Origin of the sequence: Nocardioides sediminis, from assembly GCF_003047295.1 — a bacterium.
Taxonomy (GTDB): domain Bacteria; phylum Actinomycetota; class Actinomycetes; order Propionibacteriales; family Nocardioidaceae; genus Nocardioides; species Nocardioides sediminis.
In genome coordinates, this window is sequence record NZ_PZYZ01000004.1 from 332,318 (window position 1) to 348,921 (window position 16,604).

The 16,604-nt window shown below is 69.9% G+C and carries 15 protein-coding genes and 1 pseudogene; 8 read left to right on the forward strand and 8 right to left on the reverse strand.

The genetic code is table 11. From position 1 onward, the window contains the following. The first annotated feature begins 575 nt into the window (after positions 1-575). Both DAI17_RS21670 and DAI17_RS12285 read left to right on the forward strand, forming a co-directional pair. Positions 576-1,001 carry a protein adenylyltransferase SelO family protein gene (locus DAI17_RS21670; RefSeq protein ID WP_267894725.1) on the forward strand — a complete coding sequence of 142 codons (426 nt, stop codon included), beginning with the start codon at positions 576-578 and terminating at the stop codon, positions 999-1,001. Continuing rightward, on the forward strand, positions 994-2,037 hold the full coding sequence (locus DAI17_RS12285) for a protein adenylyltransferase SelO (RefSeq protein WP_267894726.1): 1,044 nt from the start codon (positions 994-996) through the stop codon (positions 2,035-2,037). The genes DAI17_RS21670 and DAI17_RS12285 overlap by 8 nt, the downstream gene beginning before the upstream one ends. Before the next feature lie 1,482 nt (positions 2,038-3,519). Here DAI17_RS12285 and mftF read toward each other — a convergent pair. The 7 genes from mftF to mftA all read right to left on the reverse strand — a co-directional run bounded on the left by mftF (position 3,520) and on the right by mftA (position 9,358). After that, entirely contained in the window at positions 3,520-4,953 is a 1,434-nt protein-coding gene (gene mftF / locus DAI17_RS12295) for a mycofactocin biosynthesis glycosyltransferase MftF (RefSeq protein WP_107773270.1), read from the reverse strand. Further along, positions 4,950-5,714, reverse strand: coding sequence for a mycofactocin-coupled SDR family oxidoreductase (locus DAI17_RS12300; RefSeq protein WP_107773272.1), 765 nt, complete (start codon positions 5,712-5,714; stop codon positions 4,950-4,952). Before DAI17_RS12300 ends, mftF begins: the two co-directional genes overlap by 4 nt. Further along, positions 5,711-6,406 carry a mycofactocin biosynthesis peptidyl-dipeptidase MftE gene (mftE, locus tag DAI17_RS12305; protein ID WP_234412473.1) on the reverse strand — a complete coding sequence of 232 codons (696 nt, stop codon included), beginning with the start codon at positions 6,404-6,406 and terminating at the stop codon, positions 5,711-5,713. Before mftE ends, DAI17_RS12300 begins: the two co-directional genes overlap by 4 nt. Positions 6,407-6,408: 2 nt before the next feature. Further along, positions 6,409-7,665, reverse strand: a complete 1,257-nt coding sequence (gene mftD / locus DAI17_RS12310) for a pre-mycofactocin synthase MftD (protein WP_107773274.1) — start codon at positions 7,663-7,665, stop codon at positions 6,409-6,411. Positions 7,666-7,728: 63 nt separating this feature from the next. Beyond that, on the reverse strand, positions 7,729-8,982 hold the full coding sequence (gene mftC / locus DAI17_RS12315; protein ID WP_107773276.1) for a mycofactocin radical SAM maturase: 1,254 nt from the start codon (positions 8,980-8,982) through the stop codon (positions 7,729-7,731). Further along, positions 8,979-9,269 (reverse strand): mycofactocin biosynthesis chaperone MftB, encoded by a 291-nt coding sequence (gene mftB / locus DAI17_RS12320; protein WP_234412474.1) that lies wholly within the window; start codon positions 9,267-9,269, stop codon positions 8,979-8,981. The genes mftC and mftB overlap by 4 nt, the downstream gene beginning before the upstream one ends. Further along, positions 9,254-9,358, reverse strand: coding sequence for a mycofactocin precursor MftA (gene mftA, locus DAI17_RS12325; RefSeq protein ID WP_107773280.1), 105 nt, complete (start codon positions 9,356-9,358; stop codon positions 9,254-9,256). Before mftA ends, mftB begins: the two co-directional genes overlap by 16 nt. A gap of 84 nt (positions 9,359-9,442) precedes the next feature. Between mftA and mftR the strand changes: the two genes are divergently transcribed. The 6 genes from mftR to DAI17_RS12355 all read left to right on the forward strand — a co-directional run bounded on the left by mftR (position 9,443) and on the right by DAI17_RS12355 (position 16,354). Beyond that, positions 9,443-10,030, forward strand: coding sequence for a mycofactocin system transcriptional regulator (gene mftR / locus DAI17_RS12330; protein ID WP_199905089.1), 588 nt, complete (start codon positions 9,443-9,445; stop codon positions 10,028-10,030). 401 nt (positions 10,031-10,431) lie between these two features. Then, positions 10,432-11,337 carry an ABC transporter substrate-binding protein gene (locus DAI17_RS12335; protein ID WP_159081506.1) on the forward strand — a complete coding sequence of 302 codons (906 nt, stop codon included), beginning with the start codon at positions 10,432-10,434 and terminating at the stop codon, positions 11,335-11,337. Between the two features lie 3 nt (positions 11,338-11,340). Then, positions 11,341-12,156 carry an ABC transporter ATP-binding protein gene (locus DAI17_RS12340; protein WP_199905090.1) on the forward strand — a complete coding sequence of 272 codons (816 nt, stop codon included), beginning with the start codon at positions 11,341-11,343 and terminating at the stop codon, positions 12,154-12,156. Positions 12,157-12,326: 170 nt separating this feature from the next. Further along, positions 12,327-13,085, forward strand: a complete 759-nt coding sequence (locus DAI17_RS12345; protein ID WP_159081507.1) for an ABC transporter permease — start codon at positions 12,327-12,329, stop codon at positions 13,083-13,085. Between the two features lie 28 nt (positions 13,086-13,113). Beyond that, positions 13,114-14,574: an MFS transporter gene (locus tag DAI17_RS12350; RefSeq protein ID WP_159081508.1), complete on the forward strand. Its 1,461-nt coding sequence runs from the start codon at positions 13,114-13,116 to the stop codon at positions 14,572-14,574. A gap of 85 nt (positions 14,575-14,659) precedes the next feature. After that, positions 14,660-16,354 (forward strand): FAD-dependent oxidoreductase, encoded by a 1,695-nt coding sequence (locus tag DAI17_RS12355; protein ID WP_159081509.1) that lies wholly within the window; start codon positions 14,660-14,662, stop codon positions 16,352-16,354. 28 nt (positions 16,355-16,382) lie between these two features. On the opposite strand, the pseudogene DAI17_RS12360 reads toward DAI17_RS12355, so the two are convergent. Beyond that, positions 16,383-16,604: pseudogene (locus DAI17_RS12360) on the reverse strand (2-oxoacid:ferredoxin oxidoreductase subunit beta); the annotation flags it as partial.

Below are 16,604 nucleotides of genomic sequence, written 5' to 3' on the forward strand. Positions count from 1 at the left end.
GGGAAGTCTTCGGACATCACTCCTTGTGATTCAGTCCGCGAGCCGTGTCGGGATCGTCGATGACATCCCGACAGGTGCCGTCGCCGGCACCTCCAGGGCTGATGCTGGCCGTGGCACATCCTTCCGGACCATCACGGTAGTCCGCCGACCAGTCGGGGCACGCACGATGGACGGACCCTGTGGATCAACCTCCGGAATCTGACGTTGTGGAGGGATAGCGCACTCGTGTCACGCGATGGGGACCGCCTGCCTGACTTACCCATCAGAGGCCCCAAACGCCGGGTACGTCCGCTCGTTCCCCAGGCTGTCGTGTCGCGTGGGTGGCGGCTGCTGGGCCGCGAGCGCTCGACTCTGCGGGACGTCGCCATCGCATCCTCGGCTCACCACGACCCTCACCAATGAGGACTCGCGCTCACCACGACCCTCACCAGTCAACCTGGTTGCTGTCGACTCGACCCCACCGCGATCGCCGAGGAGCCACCTCGCCGCGGCTCGGCGCAGTCGCCGGCATCGTCCGGGTGCCGCTGCCCGATTTCATGGCTGGACGGCGCGGTGAGGGACCGTACCGTTGAGCCATGGACGTCGCACCGGCCTCGAGCATCACCCTCGGCACTACCTTCGCCGACGAGCTGCCGGAGCTGGCCGTGGGCTGGCGGGCCGCGGAGTTCCCCGAGCCGCGCCTGCTGCTGCTCAACGAGGCGCTGGCCGTTGACATGGGACTCGCCCCGGCGTGGCTACGGGCGCGCGAGGGTGTTCAGCTGATGGTGGGCGGCGGGGTACCCGACGGTGCCACCCCGGTGGCGCAGGCCTATGCCGGGCACCAGTTCGGCGGCTATGTCCCTCGCCTCGGGGACGGCCGGGCCATCCTCCTTGGTGAGGTCACCGACACCGAGGGCCGGCAGCGTGACCTGCACCTGAAGGGCTCGGGCCGGACACCGTTCGCTCGCGGCGGTGACGGCCTGGCCGCGGTCGGACCGATGCTGCGAGTACATCGTGAGTGAGGCGATGCACGCGATGGGTGTCCCTACCACCCGGTCGCTGGCCGTGGTGGCGACCGGACAGCGGGTCTTCCGCGATACAGCCCTGCCCGGGGCGGTGCTCGCCCGCGTGGCCAGCAGCCACCTGCGGGTGGGCACCTTCCAGTACGCCCGCGCCACCGGCAACGTCGAGCTGCTGCGCCGGTTGGCCGACCACGCCATCGCGCGCCACCACCCGGCTGCAGCCCGGTCCGAGCGGCCCTACCTAGCGCTGTTCGAGGCGGTCGTCGCGGCCCAGGCGTCACTGGTCGCCCGGTGGATGCTGCTCGGCTTCGTGCATGGGGTGATGAACACCGACAACATGACGATCTCCGGTGAGACCATCGACTACGGCCCATGCGCGTTCATGGACGCATTCGACCCGGCCACGGTGTTCAGCTCCATCGACCACGGTGGTCGCTACGCGTATGGCACCCAGCCGGCCGTGGCCGAGTGGAACCTCGCCCGCTTCGCGGAGACCCTCCTGCCCTTGATCGACGCCGACGAGGAGCGCGCGGTCGAGCTCGCGGTGGAGTCGCTGGGCGGCTTCGGGCCTCGGTACAGCGACGCGTGGTCGACCGGCATGCGCGCCAAGCTCGGGCTGCCCGACGGCCTGGACCAGGCTGTTGTCTCCGCCCTGGTCGACGACCTGGTCCTGCTCCTGCGCGAGGGTCGTGTCGACTGGACTGGCTTCTTCCGCGCACTCGGCGCCGCCGCCCGCGCCGAGACCGGCCCGGCGCGAAGCCTGTTCCTCGACCTGGCGGGGTTCGACGCGTGGGCCCAGCGGTGGCGGGCACTCGGTCCGGAGACAAACGCGATGGACCGGGTCAACCCCGTCTACATCCCACGCAATCACCTGGTCGAGGAGGCGTTGACGGCGGCCACCGATGGCGACCTCGATCCGGTCCGGCGGCTGTTGGAGGCGGTCTGCTCGCCATACGACGAGCGGCCCGGCCTGGAGCGGTACGCCCAGCCGGCACCGGAGCACTTCGGCGCCTATCAGACGTTCTGCGGCACCTAAATGCCCCCAGCTGCAGAGCTCACGCACGTCACGTCGACCTGGTCCTTCCCGAGAGGCATGACGCTCACGATCGTTTATCCCTCCCGCCCTTCGCCATCGCAGCGCGATGTTGCGCATCAGGAGTGTGGTCAAGCCGCGGCCGCAGACGGCTGTCCCAAGATCCGCAGCGACGTCACCGCACCACGCGGTTCGACTGGGCTCCAGCGTCGAGGGGCTCCTGGTCTCACCGGGTGCCCGTCGCCGCCCGACTGCGTAAGCGAGCACCCTCGGGCACCCGGTGAGCAGGGCTAGGTCTACTCCCCAGATCGCATCGGCACAACCATGGTTGAACGGGCGACTTTCTCGCCCGCACAGAGACGAGCGGTCTGCGAGCGAGAACGGGAATCACGCTTGATGGCCAGTCCCAGAGGGCGACCCAATGCGTTCTTGGGCCGCGTTCGGATGGCCCCACACGAGGGATCGCCGATCCGCCGTGACGCAGTACGCCTTATGAGTCCATGACCGACTTTCGTCCCGACGTTAGACAACTGCCTCCCGACGCCTGTCCTCGATGCGGAGCGCCGATCGTGAGGAAGCAGCGGGGGAGACCTCCGAAGTGGTGCTCGCAGCGGTGCCGTCGCGCCGCGTATGAGGAGCGCCGAGCAGCCGCCAGTGGGGTGGTGGCGATCGAACTCGTGCGGGCGGCTGCGGTGGTGAGGGAGCACGACCTGGGCGAGTGCGTGGTCCGTGTTTCCGCGTCCCCGACAGCGTGCAAACGGGTCTTGCAGGCGATGGCCGAGCAGGCCCGCGCAACTGATCTGCGCGGGGATCCGAAGTGGGAGGGCGCGGTCGCCGCGCTGTTCAGTGACCGAAGCACTCATGCATCCCGGGCGTTCCCAGTCCCGGTTCCTGCGCTGAGATCTCGCGCAGATGGCCCCGTGAGTTGCGTACGGACGGATAACCACACCGACAGTGCATGAGGTGTGCAGGCCTGCGACTTCGTCGCTGCGTTGGGGGATGAGAATCGGTGGGTCGCTCGGCGACGTCGGATCACACTGGTGCGGGGCGAGCCCGTTGAGGTGTCTGACGCGGGGTCTTCGGGTGCCTTTGGATTGTTGCCGTGAGCACGAGGGTCTGTATCCCGGCAGAGGACCTTCCGGGCGACACCCGGCCCCGGCCGCCCGGGCGGGCCGGCGGGTCTGGTGAGGGAGCTGATCGGCATGGAAGTGCGCTACGAGAGGGTCGTGGGGCTGGACATCGGCAAGGCGACGTTGACGGCGTGCATGCGCAAACCGGGCGCGCGACGGGTGTCACCAGGAGAGGTGGAGGTTCAAGCAGGACGGCTCGCTGCTCTGAGCAGGACTGGTTGCTGGCGGATGGGTGATGACTGCCGTGATGGGTCGGCCTCGACGTACTGGAAGCCGAAGCACTCCTAGGCTTCAGCGCATCGCTAGGTCGGCGTCGGACTGGTGGGAGAACGGCGGATAAGAGCGAGTTGTCTGCTCAAGTCGAGGACGGCCCAATCCGCGCCTTGGGTGCTCCGGGTCGCCTCGGACGAAGCGCGGCGGTGGACCGCGCCAGGACGGCGCCCCACCACAGTCCGGTGCCGTAGGCGAGGTCGTCGAGCCGGCGGCCGACGAGCAGGACCCCTAGCGACGGGCCGTCGGCCGGGCGCTCGGTCACTGCGACGCAGGTGTCCACGACGATGGCCGTCAGCAGCGCGCGGCGCGCGTGGGACGAGGGGAGGCCGAGCGCCGCGAGCGGCCACCAGTGGCGCAGGAGGAGGGCGGACTCCTGGCGCACGGCCCAGCCGACCCCGCTCACCGACATGCCGGCACCGACCCGGGCCCGGGTGGCCGTGCCCAGCCCGTCGGGGAGTGCCCGGTGCACGGACCGGGTGGCGCTGACGATGCCCAGGGCCACGACCGGCGCCGACCATCGGCGCCGCAGCAGCACGGCGCTGGCGGAGAGTGCCATGACGGGCGACAGGACGGCCGGGGCGGTGCGCGAGCCGTGTCGCCGGGCCAGGGCCGCGCCTCCCGAGCCGTAGACGAACTTGCGTCCGAGCCAGCCGCGGACGGTTCCCCGTACGTCGTGGTGCGCGACGACCTCGGGCGCGTAGCGCACCCGGTGTCCCGCGTCGGCGAGACGCCACACGAGGTCGACGTCCTCCCCGACGCGCATGGTGGCGTCGAAGCCGGAACCTAGCAGTGAGACGCGCCCGACGAGGCAGGCGCTGGGCAGCCAGGCGACCGCGGCTCCTGGACGGACGTTGCAGGGGCGGTCGCCGAGGGTGAGCGAGGAGGCGGCGGCGTCGTACCGCTCGAACCAGCGCGACCGCTGTGAGCGTGCGCGGCCCGCGACCTTCGGGGCCGCGAGGGCGACCGACGGGTCCGCGAGGTGCCGTGTCAGGCGCAGCAGGTCGGCGGCGGTGACCTCGACGTCGGAGTCGACGAAGGCGACCAGAGGCGTCGTGACCTCTGCGAGGCCGGCGTTGCGCGCGCAGGCCGGGCCCACGTTGACCTCCAGCGGCAGCAGCCGGGCCCCGTGGCGTCGGGCGACCTCGGCGACGGATGCCGGATCGCGGGACGCGTCGTCGACGACGACCACGGGGAGCGGTGCCAGCGCGGCCAGGCACCGGTCGAGCTGCTCCGCGCGGTCGCGCACCGGTACGACGACCGTGAGGGTGTCGGCGGGAGCGTCGTGCGTGGCGGTGACGACCGGGTGGCCGAGGTTGGTGTCGAGCAGCCGGGAGGCGAGGTGGGAGGAGACGGCATCGGTGACGAGCACCGCTCCGTCGACCACACGGGCGCGGGCGGCGGGAGCCAGCCGCACGGCGGTGATCGGAGATCCACCCACCAGGACGTGACCCGAATCCAGGTGCCGGACCTTCGGATCGAGCTCCACGCGGAAGCCGATCGGCAGCGAGGCCGTCATCCGGTGAATCCGCCGTCGGCGTGGAGCACGGTGCCGTTGACGACGCCACCGGCCGGGGAGGCGCAGAAGGCGATCGCGGCAGCGACCTCGGCCGGGTCGATGGCACGGCGGATCAGCTGGTGGTGCACGAGCTCGTCGACCGGGACGTCGTAGAGCTCGGCGGTCGCGCGCAGCATGTCGGTGTCCGTGGAGCCGGGGGAGACGGCGCTGGCGGTGACGCCGGTGCCCACCAGGTCGGCGGCGAGTCCCCGGACGATCCCGACCACCGCGTGCTTGGCCGCGGTGTAGGCCGCGAGCCGGAACAGCCCGCGGTCGGACGCCGCGGAGGCGACGGCGACGAAGCGGCAGCCGTGCGGGTCGGGGCCGGCGAGCATGGCCGGGACCGTGGCCGCGGCGACGTTCCACACCCCTTTGGCGTCGACGGCCCAGAGCGTGTCGAGGTCGTCCTCGGACGTCTCCCACAGGGGACGTCCGCCGCGTAGGACCGCCGCGGCGGCGACCGCCACGTCGAGGCGGCCCCAGGTTCGCACGGTCTCGGCGACCGCCGCCTCGAGGGCGGGACGGTCACGGACATCGACCACGCGGCACACGACCTGCTCCCCGTGCCGCTCGGCGAGTGCCTCGAGGTCCTGCTCGGTGGCGAGCGGCGGGCCCTCGCACGAGTCGAGGGCCATCACGCGGCAGCCGTCCGCCACGAGGCGGGACACCGTGGCCGCACCGATACCGCGAGCGGCACCGGTGACGAGGGCGACCCTGCTCACGACCGGACCGCGGTCACGCGCCGGACGACGTCGTCCACCATGGCCGCCAGGACGGCGGCCCCCTCGGTGGCGGTGGCACCGGTGGGGTCTCCGAGCACGCCGTTGGGGGAGACCGCCGCGACGCCGCCGCTCATCAGGGCCGGCAGGATCTCGGCGAGGGGCCGGCGGTCGCCCGCCTCGACGAGCCCGACCCGGACCTGCTCGGGGCACAGGTGGAGCAGCAGCGAGGTCTCGGTGCGCCCGGCGTGCAGGTCGACGTCCTCGGTGGCGCACGCGACCCAGGCGACGTCGTGGCCCTCGGCGGCGAGCTGGCCGACCGCGGAGCGCAGCGCGTCGAGGTTGCCGCCGTGGGCGTTGACGAGGACGACCCGTGGACACCAGGTGCGCATCGACCGCACGAGCTCGACGACCACGGTGCGCAGCGCGTCGGTGCCGATGGAGCAGGTGCCGGGGAACGACTGGTGCTCACCGCTGGACCCGTAGGTCAGCGGTGGTGCCGTCCACACCCGCGCGTCCGGACCGCCGAGCCGTTCGGCGACCGCGGCGGTGACGGCGGTCGCGATGACGGTGTCGGTCTCGAGCGGGAGGTGGGGGCCGTGCTGCTCGACCGACCCGACCGGGACCAGCACGAGGTCGGCGCCGGTGGTCTCGGGAGAGGTCGCGAGCGCCAGCGGCGCCGAGCGCGGGGTCACGGTCAGCCCGCGGTGGTCGCGGCGACCGGGACGCTGGCCACGTGGGCGGGCGGGACGCCGAGGGCGCGGTGGAACCCCTCCGGCACGAGCAGGTGCTCCGGCGTCAGCTCCTCGAGCGACGCCACGCCCAGTCCGAGCAGCGCGGAGTCGATGCCGGAGCGCAGCACGTCCAGCACGTTGCCCACGCCCTGCTCGCCGTTGGCGGCGAGGCCCCAGAGGTAGGCCCGACCGATCATCACGGCGCGAGCGCCGAGGGCGACGGCCTTGACGACGTCGGAGCCGCGACGGATGCCGCCGTCCATGACCACGTCGAGGTCACCGCCGACGGCGTCGGCGATCGGCTTGACCATCCTGATCGCGGCCGGGGTCCCGTCGAGGTTGTTGCCCCCGTGGTTGGAGACCGAGATGGCCTGGGCGCCGGCGTCGCGGGCGCGCAGGGCGTCGTCGATGCGGCAGACCCCCTTGAGCATGAACGGCTTGCCCCCGCTGATCTGCGCCCACTGGTCGCTCATCCACGCGACGTCGTCCCACGAGGGCGGCGGCGTCGTCATCCACTCGTAGTAGGCCGAGAAGAAGGTCGGTGCCTCGCCGCCGGGCGGGGCCAGGTTGGGTGCCGTCAGGTCGGGGATCTGGCCGGTGCGGCCGAACTCCCAGAGCCACCGGGGCTTGGTGGCGACCTTGGGGGCCATGCGAACCATCGTCTTGAGGTCGACCTTCTCGGGGATCTCGGGGCTGCCCCAGTCCCGGCCCATCGAGAAGGACCAGTCGAGGGTGGCGATCAGGCCGAGGGCCCCGGCGACGTGCGCGCGCTGCATGCGCTGGACGACGACGTCGCGATCCCCCGTCCAGTACATCTGGAAGAAGGTGCGGGCCCCGGTGGCGATGACCTCCTCGACGGACTTGGACGCGAAGTTCGACAGGCCCATCACGGTGCCGCGCGAGGCTGCGGCGCGCGCCACGGCGACCTCGCCATCGGGGTGGACGGCCTGGACGCCGGTGGGGCTGATCAGGACGGGCAGCGAGATCTCCTGGCCCATCACCGAGGTGCCCATCACGCGGTCGGCCCGCAGCCCGGCCACGTGGGGCGCGACGCCGAGCTCGGCGAACGCCGCCTGGTTGTCGGCCACGGTCTGGCCGCGCTCGGAGCCGGCGACCAGCGCGCCGTACACGGGGGCGGGAAGGCGTTTGCGCGCGCGCTGCTGCGCGACGGCGACGGACTCGAACCAGGGGTTCTGCTTCCAGGGGTTCTCGAGCTTCATGTGGGGTCTCTCGATCGTTGGGTACCCGGCCGCCGCCCGCGTGCGACGGTCGGCGGCCGGGCGTCAGGGGGTGAAGCCCGCCAGCGGGTTCTCGGCGCAGGCCGAGACCGGCGGCGCCGAGGGCGGGGCGAGGACGTCGGGGCGTTGGCCGATGGTGAGCATCACCGGCTGGTTGCGGGTGGGGGCGGCCTTCGAGTGGTCCTGGCTGGCGGCAGGGACGGTCCGCTCGCCGGCCAACGCGGCCTCGCCGTAGCCCTGGACGCACTCGGGGTCGGGGCCGTCGAGGGGCAGCCCGGTGAAGAACTTCGCGGCCATGCACCCGCCGCGGCAGGTGTCGTAGAAGCTGCACTTCGCGCACGCGCCCCCTGTCTGCGGGGAGCGCAGGTCGGCGAAGAGGTCGGAGTCCTGCCAGACGCGCTGGAAGCCGCCGTCGGCGAGCAGGTTGCCGGCCAGGAAGTTGTCATGGATCGCGAACGGGCAGGCGTAGACGTCGCCGACCGGGTCGATCAGGCAGACCACCCGGCCGGCGCCGCAGAGGTTGAGGCCGGGCAGGGCCTCGCCGAAGGCGGCGAGGTGGAAGAACGAGTCCCCGGTCAGGACGCCCTCACCGTGGGCCATGAGCCAGTCGTAGAGCTCGCGCTGCTGCTCGGGAAGGGGGTGCAGCTCGTCCCACACGTCGGCGCCACGGCCGCTGGGCCGCAGCCGGGTGAGCCTCAGGGTCGCGCCGAACCGGTCCGCCAGGGCCTTGAAGTCGTCGAGCTGGCTGATGTTCTGCCGGGTGCACACGACGCTGATCTTGGCGTCGGTGAAGCCGGCGTCCTGGAGGTTCTGCAGGGCCGTCAGTGCCGTGTCGTACGAGCGGGGTCCACGGACGTAGTCGTTGACCTCGGCCGTCGCGCCGTCGAGGGAGATCTGCACGTCGACGTAGCCGTTGCAGGCCGGGGAGGCGAGGAAGGCGGCGCGCTCGGGGGTGAGCCGCACTCCGTTGGTGGAGAACTTCACCCCGACCTGGTGGTCCACGGCGTACTGCAGCAGGTGCCAGAAGTCGGGCCGGATCGTCGGCTCGCCCCCGCCGATGTTGACGTAGAAGACCTGCATCCGCTGGAGCTCGTCGATGACCGCCTCGCACTGCTCCGTGGTCAACTCACGTGGATCGCGCCGGCCGCTGCTGGACAGGCAGTGGGCGCACTCGAGATTGCACGCGTAGGTGAGCTCCCAGGTGAGGCAGATGGGCGCGTCGAGCCCGAGCTCGAACTGCTCGACGAGGGTGCCGGTCTTCGGCCGGTCGGCCGTGGGACGGGCGGGCGCGATGGTCATGCGGCCACTCCTTCTCCGCGGGGGCGGATCATGTCGGTGCGGGCGAGACCCGCCAGCGCCTCGGCGTACGCCGCGTGCTGCGTGGCTGGGATGCCCGCGGCGACGAGTGCCGAGCGGACGTCGGGATGCTCGCCGAGGGCCCGGACCGCGACCACCAGCTCGGGACGCTTGAGGAACGTGAGCTTGCGGTTGCCGAAGTGGTAGGCGAGCGCGCCGAAGGGCTCCGGTCGCAGTGCCACCGACGGTGACAGGGTCCAGGCCTCGTCGAGCATCAGTACACGCCGCACATGCCGTCGATGGAGACCTCCTCGATGAGGGCCTCGGCGGTGAGCGACTCGGCGACCTGCTCGCTGGAGTGCGTGTTCTCGGGGTTCATGACGGGTCCTCTCGATGGGGGTGTGACGTGGCACTCACCATAAGTGCACTCGTGGCCATAATGGAAGGGCCTACATTTCCCCCCGTGGTGAAGAGAGCGTCGGCCGGTCGTCCCGAGGTCACCAGCCACGCCGCCATTGAGCAGGCCGCGTTCCGGCTCTTCGCCGAGCGGGGGTTCGAGGCCACGACGCTGGACGCGATCGCCCGCGAGGTGGGCGTGGGGCGCCGCACGCTCTTCCGCTACTACCGGTCCAAGAACGACATCCCGTGGGGACAGTTCGACCGGACCCTCGAGGGGTTCCGCGAGATCCTCGCGAACACTCCGTCCGGCCTGGGCCTCTACGAGGGCATCGGCCGAGCGATCGTCGAGTTCAACAGGTTTCCCGAGGACGTGTCGCCGCCCCACGTGGATCGCATGCGACTGATCCTCGAGACTCCGGCGCTGCAGGCGCACTCCGCACTCCGGTATGCCGAGTGGCGTCGGGTGATCGCCGAGCACGCCGGAGCTCGTCTCGGTGTGGAACCGGAGGCCCTGGAGCCGCGCCTGCTCGGCCATGTCGGCCTCGCGCTGGCGATGTCGGCCTACGACACGTGGCTCGACGATCCGACGTGCTCGATCACGAGCCTGCTGGAGTCCAGCACGGCCGCGCTCTCGTCGCTGGTGCATCCGTGATGCCCCTCGGCGACGAGCGAACCGGCTGATTCTGACGCTCTCGGCTGTCGGTGCGATCGCGTCAGCCCAATTGGCGGCGCATCGCCCTGAGCTCTCGGGGTTGCGGGCGCTACGGGAGGGCGGTCAGTCCCCGGCAGTCCGCACCCCACCGGGCCGGGGCAGGCGCCATCATTCGGTGAAACGTGGTTGTGGGCAATTCATACACATGATATTGATGGTCCCTACCATCACCGAAAGGCGACCACATGCGTCGGATCACAAGTGCCACTCGAATGCGAGCCCTCCTCAGTCTTGTCGTGGCGAGCGCGTTCGCGTTCTCCGCGTGCGCCACTGACGGCAGGGCCGGAGCCAGCAGCGATGACGGCACCGTGGTGGTCCAAGTGGCCTCAGAGTCCTTCGGCATGCTCAGCCAGCTCATGCTGTTCGCCGATGACTACCTCGAGGAGGAGGGCCTCGAGATCGAGTACCTGACTGCCAACCCCAACGCAGCCCAGGTCGCTCAGTCGGTCACGTCGTCCGCGGACATCGCGTTCCCCGGATCCACGGGCGTGCTTCCTGCCGTCGCGGCTGGCCGAGACGTCGTCTCCATCGCCACGATCACCAAGGGGCCCACGACGCAGCTCGCGGTCCGCAAGGACGCGATCGAAAAGACCGGTGTCACAGCCGACGCTCCGCTGGAGGAGCGAATCCAGGCGCTCAAGGGCCTCACGCTCGGCCTGCCCGCCGCTGGAACGGTGACGGACATCCTCGTCCGTGACCTCTTGTCGCGGAACGGGGTCACGCCGGAGAAGGATGTGACGATCCGACCGATCGCCGACGTCACAGCGCTGCTCACTGCGATGCGTGAAGGCGCTGTGGACGCGATCGCCTTCTCGCCACCCACGTCCGTCCAGGGGGTCCAGGAGGGTTATGCGGAGATCTGGGCCTCGCTCGGCAGCGGTGAGATCCCTGAGTTCGAGCCGATGCACTTCGTCGACGTCGTGACATCACAGGCCTTCATCGACCAGCGAGGTGAGGACGTGGAGAAGTTCCTCCGCGCCCTCAATGCCGCCTCCGAGGCACTGAGCGAGGACCCGGACGCCGCTGCGCAGGTCATCAAGGATCGTTGGCTGCCCGACCTCGACCAGGCCGTGTTCGACCTGAGCTTCGAGTACTCACTGCCGTCGTCGCAGCGCGGCCTGGTGCCGACCGAGGAGGGCTTCGAGATCCTGCTCCAGACGGTCAACGCGACCTCGGACGAGGAGATCGACCTGAGCTTCGAGGACGTCTACAACACCGAGCTGATCTCCAAGATCGCCGAGGAGTGAGCGATGAGCGCCCCTGTGGTCACGCCTCCCGACTCGGTCGTCCGCACCGGAGGAGCAGTCTCCTTCCAAGGAGTGAGCAAGGTCTTCATGGACCCGGCGAAGAGCTCGCACTTCGTGGCGGTTCGTGACATCGACCTCGAGATACCCCGGGGGCGCTTCGTCAGCGTTGTCGGGCCGAGTGGATGCGGCAAGAGCACGCTGCTCAACATGACTGCTGGCCTGTTTGCGCCCACCACTGGGCAGGTGCTCTACAACGGCACGAAAGTTGGCACCACCGTCAACACCGAGGTCGGTTACATCACCCAGGCCGACAACCTGCTTCCCTGGCGCACCTTGCGAGGCAACGTGCTCCTTGCGCTCGAGATCCGCGGCGTGCCCAAGAAGGAGCGCGAGGACCGAGCGCGGGACGCGATCGCACGGGTGGGACTGACCGGGTTCGAGGACCGCTTCCCGTCCCAGCTGTCGGGCGGCATGCGCAAACGCGCGGGCCTGGCGCGCACGTTGGTGTACGAACCCGAGACCCTGCTGATGGACGAGCCGTTCGGTGCCCTCGACGCCATGATGCGCGCCACGATGCAGGCTGACCTGCTCCACCTGTGGGAGCGGGACCAGCGCACGGTCATCTTCGTCACCCACGACCTGGAGGAGGCCATCCTCCTCGCCGACCAGGTGGTCGTGTTCGGTACCAAGCCTGGCCGCATCATCCACACCGAGGACGTGGAGTTCGAGCGTCCGCGCGACCTGCACGAGATCCGTCGTACGCCGGAGTTCACCGCTGTGTGGGAACGACTCTGGCGACTCATCGAGGGGGAGATGTGACCCCGCCGCCCGGAGCCCAGCCGATGACCGAGCCCACCACGACGTCAGAGTCACGTGCCGCTTCTCAGAGTCCGCCGTCGCCGGCGTCGAAGATCGAGCACTCCACGCCTGAGATCGACCGGGCGATCGCCGCGATGGGCGGTCTGGGCTGGCGCCGCTACAAGGTCCAGATGACTCGGACAGTCGTCATCATCGGACTGCTCCTGGCCTGGCAGGTGTTCTCCGGTCGGCCGGGGGACCGGTTCGTGCTCGTGGACGAGTTCTACGTCAGCGAACCGACGGCCATGGTGGAAGCCATCGTCGCGTGGTGGGAGCAGGACCTGCTCGTCTCGAGCATTCTCGTCACCCTGCAGGTCACGCTGCTCGGGTTCGCCGTCGGTGCGCTGCTCGGCATGATCACCGGCTTCCTGTTCGGCACCGTCGAGTTCCTCGGCCGAGTGATGTCGCCGATCATGGCCGCGCTCTACGCCATCCCGCGACTCGCACTCATCCCGTTGTTCCTGCTGTGGTTCGGCCTGGGCATCGGCTCGAAGCTGGCACTCGTCATCACCGTGATCTTCTTCCTCGTCTACTACAACACCCACAGCGGCGTGAAGGACGTGGACCAGGAGCTCGTCGACGTGCTGAAGGTGATGCAGGCGAGCCGTTGGGACGTCTTGCGCAAGGTCACGATCCCATCAGCGATGACGTGGATCATCGCGGGGCTGCACATCTCGGTCCCCTACGCGCTGGTGGGCGCCGTCACCGGCGAGATGATCGCCTCGAACCGTGGCATGGGCTACCTGATCATCCGGGCGTCGAGCCAGTTCAACACGGCTGGGGTCTTCGGCGGCATCCTGGTCCTGATGATCCTCGCGCTGGGGTTGGCGGGGGTGGTCAGCCTCTTGGAGCGACGGCTGCTTCGCTGGAAGGTGAAGAACCGCGAGTGACCGCGCTGTGACCGAGCGTTGCGCCACGGTGGAGTCGCGCGAGCCGCGGCAAGAGGCACGTGGGGTGGTGCCAACCCTGGTGCTCGTCACCATGGTCACCGCGATGGTGAGCAGCCTCGGCGCCCCCCTCGTGCCCCAGATCGCGGAGGACCGAGGAGTGTCGATCGGCACTGCACAGCTCTCGTTGACCGCCGCGCTGGTCGTCGGCGCGATCGCCTCGCCACTGCTCGGACGATGGGGAGCAGACCGGCGCCGGCGCAGCGTCCTGCTCGCGGGGCTGGCGTTGGTGTGCACCGGCTGCCTGGTCGCGGCCCTACCTCTCGGCTTCGGACCGCTGCTGGCTGGTCGTTCACTGCAGGGCATCGGCCTGGCGCTCAATCCCCTCGCCTTCTCTGCTGTGCGTGCCCTTGTGTCCGAGGACCGGGCCCCGCGGGTGATCGCCGGCCTCGCTGCGGTCACAGTCGCCGGAGGCGGCATGGGCTACCTGCTCACCGGCCTCGTCGGACGCTTCGGCGGGCTCTCCGCGTGCTTCTACGTGGGCCTCGCGCTGGCCCTCGTGACGGCGATCCTGGTGGCGGTGGTGCTGCCGCGCGATCACCGTGGGGCCGGGATGGCCCACGCGGACCACGAGTTGGTCGACTGGTGGGGGGCCTTCGTCCTGGCTGTCGGCACGGCGCTGGTCCTGCTGGCGCTGTCGATGGGTAGCTCCTGGGGCTGGGGGTCGTGGACGACGTGCTGCTGCGCATCGGTGGGAGCGATCGCACTGACGCTCTGGGTGCGGCGCTCGTTCCGAGTGCCGAACCCACTTGTGGACCTGCGGCTGGCTCGCTCCGAGGGACCTCTCGGCGCCCACCTGTCGGCCTTCACCGTCGGAACGGGCATGTACGTCCTCGTCACGACGATGATGATCGTGGTCCAGGCGCCGACCGACACCGAGTACGGCCTCGGCGCCTCGGTCGCGGTCGCGGGGGCGATGTTCACCTCCTATGCCATGGCGAGCATCCTCGGCAGCCAGCTCGTCCTGTGGCTCGCCGAGCGAATGCCGCCCGACGGTGTGCTGGCAGTGGGTTGCGTGATGCTGGTTGCCGGGGCGGTGAGCATCGGCGCGTTCCACGACCGCGTGTGGCAGGTCGCGATCTCGATGGCGATCGTCGGGTTGGGCGGCGGATGCACCTTCTCGGCGATGCCCGGGATCATCGTTCGCGCTGTGCCTCAGGAGGAGACGAGCAGCTCGATCGCTTTCAACCTCGTGCTGCGATACCTCGGCTTCGCGACCGGCAGTGCACTGGCCACGGCGATCCTGGAGACGGTCTCGTCCGCCGGGACGATCACGAGTGTCGGGGTGCGCGCCGCCTTTGGAGCAGCCGCGTCCATATGGGTAGGTGCTGCCCTGATCACCCTCGTGCTGGTACGGCGCGCAGCGGGGAACAAGGCGTCGCGGCCCGCAGTGGTTGGGGAGGGACAGGCGGGGCAGAACCTCGGATTATGACGACCACGCATGGAACAGCGAAACATCCGACGGGCGCACGACCCGTGCCAGAAGCCCGATGGCATCGAACCCAGACGGAGGACTTGTGACCGAAGTGATGAGCGTCCCGAACGGCCCTGCCCATGATGCTGCCTGGGGAGAGGGTTGGGACCACGTCAGCGACGTGGTCGTCGTCGGTTCCGGCGTTGCGGCGCTGTCGGCCGCCATCGCTGCCGCCAAGCGTGGTTCGGACGTCGTGGTCCTCGAGCGGTCGCACAGCCTGGGCGGCACCACCGCCAAGTCGAGCGCCACGATGTGGATCCCCAACAACCCGCTGATGCGCGCGCACGGTCTCGCCGACGAGCGAGAGGCGGCACTGCGGTTCATGGCAAAGGTCGCCTACCCGGCCGACTACTACGCGGATCACCCGACGCTGGGTCTCCCGGAGAGGAAGTTCGATCTTCTCGCCGCGTTCTACGACCACGGTTCGGAGGCGTTCCAAGAGCTCGCTGATCTCGATGCGATCCCCTACGACCCCGATGCTATGCCGGGGTTCCCGGACTACCACGCGGACTTCGTGGAGGACGACGCGCCGGTCGGCCGGTCAATCAGGATGTGGCTTCCGCCTGACTACCGCTTTGGTGAGCACTCCACCGGTGGCCAGCGACTCATCGAAGCGATGCGACGGGTCGCAGAGAGCTTCGGGGTGACGGTGCGTACGCAGGCGCGCGTCGTCCACCTGGTCCGTGACGATGACGGCCGGGTCGTCGGCGTCGAGGCTCGGGTGCGCACCACGACCCAGCTCATCGGCGCTCGTCAGGCGGTCGTGTTCGGGTCCGGGGGCTTCTTGCACAACCCGGACATGGCATCGACGTTCCTGCGTGGTCCGGTGTTCGGTGGTGCGGCGGCCGAGGAGGCCACCGGCGACTTCGTGAACATCGGCCTCGAGGTCGGGGCCCAGATGGGCAACATGACCTTCGCATGGTGGGACCAAGTGGTTCTGGAGGCGGCCCTGCGCACCAGGTCCACGCTGCGCGACGCGGTCTACCTGTTCGGCGACTCGATGATGATCGTCAACCGACACGGCCGCCGTGTCATGAACGAAAAGATGCCGTACAACGAGCGGGGCCAGGTGCACTTCCACTGGAATCCTGACCGCCGCGAGTACTCGAACCTGCTGCTGTTCCTCGTGTTCGACGAGGCCACAGCCCGCGACTCCCGCCCATCCCGCCATCGCTACCCCCTGCCGCTGTCAGCCGACAGCGAGCACGATGTCCTCACGGCCTCGACGCTTCCCGAGCTCGGGACCGCGATCCGCACGCGATTGCGCGAGCTCGCGCCCGAGATCGCGGGCTTCACCCTCGCTGACGACTTCGAGGACGGGCTCATCGCTCAGGTGGCGCGGTTCGACGACCAGGCACGGGTGGGCGTCGACGAGGACCACCGTCGCGGTGAGACGCCGATCGAGGTTGCGTGGGCCTCCGAGCCCCGCGAGCCGGGTCAGGCGAACCCTACGATGTACCCGTTCGCCGACCAGGGCCCCTATCACTGCATCATCCTCGCCGGCGGCGCACTGGACACCAAGGGCGGCCCTGTCGCCGATCGACATGGCCGAATCCACGCGAGCGACGGGTCCCCGATCCCGGGTCTCTACGGAGCCGGCAACTGTGTGGCTTCGCCCACGGGCCAGGGCTACTACGGCCCGGGCGGCACGGTCGGGCCTGCCTTGGTCTTCGGTTGGCTCGCCGGAAGGCATGCCAGCACGCTGGAGAGGCACGCTCCGAGGTTCGCCGACTTCTGACGGCGCGCCAGACGATCCCCTGAGAGGCTCAGAGGATCGTCCAGGTGTCACCGCCGCCGATCAGACCCGCCAGCCGGATGGCGTGGTCGGCGGCGTCGCCACTTCCGGCCTCGTCGCTGGCGTGGGTTATCTGGGCGCGGGCCTGGTCGTCGTAGGTCGGTCGCTCGACCTGGCGGAAGATGCCGATGGGGGACTGGTTGAGGTAGCCGGCGTCGGTGAGCCGGCTGATCGCGAACGCGGTCGAGGGGTC

Excerpts from the sequence above, each read along its gene's own strand:
- DAI17_RS12345 (WP_159081507.1), top strand. The coding sequence starts at position 12,327 with ATGACTCGGACAGTCGTCATCATCGGACTGCTCCTGGCCTGGCAGGTG.
- DAI17_RS12335 (WP_159081506.1), top strand. The coding sequence starts at position 10,432 with ATGCTCAGCCAGCTCATGCTGTTCGCCGATGACTACCTCGAGGAGGAG.
- mftA (WP_107773280.1), bottom strand. The coding sequence starts at position 9,358 with ATGAACCCCGAGAACACGCACTCCAGCGAGCAGGTCGCCGAGTCGCTC.
- mftC (WP_107773276.1), bottom strand. The coding sequence starts at position 8,982 with ATGACCATCGCGCCCGCCCGTCCCACGGCCGACCGGCCGAAGACCGGC.
- DAI17_RS12340 (WP_199905090.1), top strand. The coding sequence starts at position 11,341 with ATGAGCGCCCCTGTGGTCACGCCTCCCGACTCGGTCGTCCGCACCGGA.
- mftF (WP_107773270.1), bottom strand. The coding sequence starts at position 4,953 with ATGACGGCCTCGCTGCCGATCGGCTTCCGCGTGGAGCTCGATCCGAAG.
- mftD (WP_107773274.1), bottom strand. The coding sequence starts at position 7,665 with ATGAAGCTCGAGAACCCCTGGAAGCAGAACCCCTGGTTCGAGTCCGTC.
- DAI17_RS21670 (WP_267894725.1), top strand. The coding sequence starts at position 576 with ATGGACGTCGCACCGGCCTCGAGCATCACCCTCGGCACTACCTTCGCC.